We start from the raw sequence: 3,383 nt of genomic DNA on the forward strand, positions 1-3,383 counted from the left end.
GAGTAACAAAAGAAAACCCAGGCTCTTTAATAAGATGACTTGAATCAATGAATTGGTTAATGACTATTCTCATTGAAAATGATGTGCATTCCAAAGCAGAATCTCCTTCTCCGGATATCCAGGTATTCAGGAATGCCATCGAGTTACTTGAACATCTTGAACCTTCCGATATTTCAAAAATTTCACAACCGTTTAGTGTCCGTCCAGAGTGTGATGGCAGTGTTACCGGTTATCATCGCATCTACTATAGAGGCAAGATGATATTCACAATAATTGGCACTGCAAAAAAAACAAGCTACGAATCTTCACTGACATGTGGTTTTTTGGGAAGTATTAAAACCGAAGACTTGTTTAATGAACTCTATTATGCTCCTGGTGCTCCCGGTTACCAATTGGCAAAGAGTGAATTTGAGGAACAAAGGAAAAAATAGAGTGTTTTAGGGCGTACCAAGAGACTGTTGATAAATGCAGCCCTTCTCTGACTCGTTCCCAAACTGAGACCCGCAGTGCCTAAAAGCTTGGGAACCAGGATTATGCAACACCCTCTCTAAAGCAAGAATTATCTCCTCTTATACTCTGGCTGCTCCGGGAAATCCTCTTCAGGCAGCAAAAGATTATCGCCATTGGTAAGGCCATAGTTTTTAACTTCCACAAAAGACCCGTTCGAGTCCATGAATGAAAGAGTGGCTTTAACAATGCTATTATGAACTTGCATGTCATTGGGCAGCAGATCCGGATCGATTATAGCCAAAGGCATAGGAACAAAACTGGACATATGAGTGCCATAACCATAACGGGAAGCGCCACGGATGGTGGTAACGCTCTTTTCACCATTTTCACCACCAACCAGCAGATCCAAACCTAATGTTCTGATCAGAGGATCTGTACCACCCAGAGGCATTTCATCCGCTTGGTTTACAATCACAAAGTCACCCGGATTGTATTCATTACCCTCTGTCGCCAGAGCAATAGCAAGACCCGCTATATTCAAATCGTTTGAACCGTCTCCGACCGCTTCACTCAACAGAATGGGCTCATCGGGATATTGAGCCAGCACCCTGGCATAACTGATCGGATCGGAAGGATCAATAATGGCCTGATAAGCAATCTCGGCAGGGCTTTCGTAGGCTACCCAGATTTGCTCTTCAAATTCAGCAAAGTCAGCTGGTGATGAGTTACCCATGGCAGCACTGGCTGCCAGCACGTCATCGGCCAATTGACGTATTTCCTCATCAGTAATCTGATCGGTCCGGGTCAGATCGACACCTTCCAAGCCATCGCGATACTCATCGGTTTTATCGAGAGCCGCCACTTTTTCATCTTTAGAAAGCTCTGTTACAGGATTATATAAACCCAGTTTTTCAGCCATAAATAAACGGAAAGCAGCAGAGTGCAGAACGTCTTCTTGCAATTCGGGAAATAGAACAGGAGACTGCATCAGAACGGTGGCTACACCAGCACCGGGTACATTCACCGTTGTTGTCTTCAGATCCAGTTGCTCTTTATAGGCGGGTATATTCTCCTGAGCATCTCTGATCATTCCAGAGATAATAGTGCTGTGAATTCCTCCCAGCGAACTCCCTAACATATGTACATTCCCGGTATCAAGAAGCGTATTACCCTGATCGTCTCCCACACCATTGGCAATAGCCATGCGAATGCCGACATAATCCAGAGCCACCTGCCACATAAAGCCACGGGTGGTTAACAGATTTTCAGGACTGGCATAATCAGTCCGACGAACTGAAGCATCCAGATCAGCGACACCGTCGCCATCAATATCTACTACTCTGTCACCGTGCAGAGGATGGTCGATGGCAACCACAGCATAACCGGATCCAACCAGTTGTTCAGCAAACAGCTCAGCCTCATCTTTTGAACTACCGAAGCCGTGGCTATGCATAACCACTTTAAATCCGTCAGCGGGAACTGCACCAGAAGGCAGATAGATTCTGGCATTTATGGCATTTTGATCCGGCTCTTTAAACACTCGGATATCAGAAGCATTGCTGGCATTGATAGGCGTACCGTCGTTTGTTTGGAAATAACTGAAAGCGCCTGAGCAGAATACCTGTGGTGCCACCCTGTACTCATTGAAGTTCTCAGGATGACTGTCATGGCTGCCACCTTCCTGCATACTGTCAACATATTCATTGTAATCGCAGTTCTGCCCCATCTCAGGTGTGTCCAGATAGGCCGGCAAGTTGATGGTCGCAGAGAAAACCCGGTATTCAGGCGTTTCTGTCGAATCTGGTTCTGGAATGGACACGCCTTCCTTCTTCAGCAGATCAGAAAACCCTGCAACAAGCGTATTTTTCTGATCTGATGGAACAGCCTCTGGTACTAAATTTGTGATCTTGGTGTCTGATGAGTACTCATTAAGGTAGTTTTCAACAACAGGTCGAATCACACTAACATTAGTGCCCGTAGTAAAATCAGCCGCATAAATAATACTGCTGTCAGAAATACCAGCCCCTGCCAACCGATCAATCACATCCTGCAAATGCAGCCCCATTTCATCATTACTGCTTAAGAGCTGCTTATAGGCAGATGAAGCCTGCAAAGATTGACCATGAACATCCTTAACTCCCGTTGTCAGAGTGACAAAATAGCGGGTATCTTCATCAAAAGGCTTCAGAGGCTCAATATTAATAGTGCCCGCTTTTGCCAGAATCGCTCGAAAATCTTCATTCCAAATAAGACTTTCAAGCGTGCCGTCAGCGTTTTCACGGAACATTTTAATGCTTCCCTGAAACGTAGCCGGATCAATGCCGGGTGAGCCCCCGGATTCTTCCGGAGCCTTGACAAATTCCAGAACCATTGGAACCGATGTACCCCACTGCTGAGTGCCATAGTAGTTCCAAAAGGTATTAGGGCTATCACCCGGAGTATCAGCCCAATCTGTCTCTCCGGGTACTTTCAGTGTGCCATCTTCATCGAGCCCAACAATATCGTTGGGGTAAGGAATAACACCATTGGCTGGATCAAACTTCAACGTCTGGGGTTGCAGGGTAACTTCATCAACATCGTCGTTTAGAACATCATCACAACCTGCCAGCAACATAACGGGTAGAGTCAATGCAATCGCTTTGGCTAAACGTGTGTACTGCATCAGTATTTTTTCCTTGTCATTATTTTGCATCATTCTCGGCGAGGGGTATTTAAATAAGCCTTATTAACAACCATTTTTGATCTCAATTCGCCCATGACTATTCGCACTTTCATCTGTACAGAAAGCAAACCAGAAAGCGTTACAACAGGATCAATAGACAGCAGAAAGGATATTAGATTAAATCATTTGACTTAACCCGTAAGACCGTCGAAAAAACAATTCATTGATTCAAGTCATCTTATTAAAGAGCCTGGGTTTTCTTTTGTTACTC

Annotated in this window: 2 protein-coding genes; one reads left to right on the forward strand and one right to left on the reverse strand. The window is 45.0% G+C overall.

Going from position 1 to position 3,383, the window contains the following annotated elements:
* The first annotated feature begins 59 nt into the window (after window positions 1-59).
* Window positions 60-431: a hypothetical protein gene (locus KDK16_RS05345; RefSeq protein ID WP_257275030.1), complete on the forward strand. Its 372-nt coding sequence runs from the start codon at window positions 60-62 to the stop codon at window positions 429-431.
* Between the two features lie 128 nt (window positions 432-559).
* On the opposite strand, the gene KDK16_RS05350 is transcribed toward KDK16_RS05345, so the two are convergent.
* Window positions 560-3,112 carry a hypothetical protein gene (locus tag KDK16_RS05350; RefSeq protein ID WP_257275031.1) on the reverse strand — a complete coding sequence of 851 codons (2,553 nt, stop codon included), beginning with the start codon at window positions 3,110-3,112 and terminating at the stop codon, window positions 560-562.
* Window positions 3,113-3,383: the final 271 nt, after the last annotated feature.

The organism is Endozoicomonas sp. SESOKO4 (assembly GCF_024606275.1).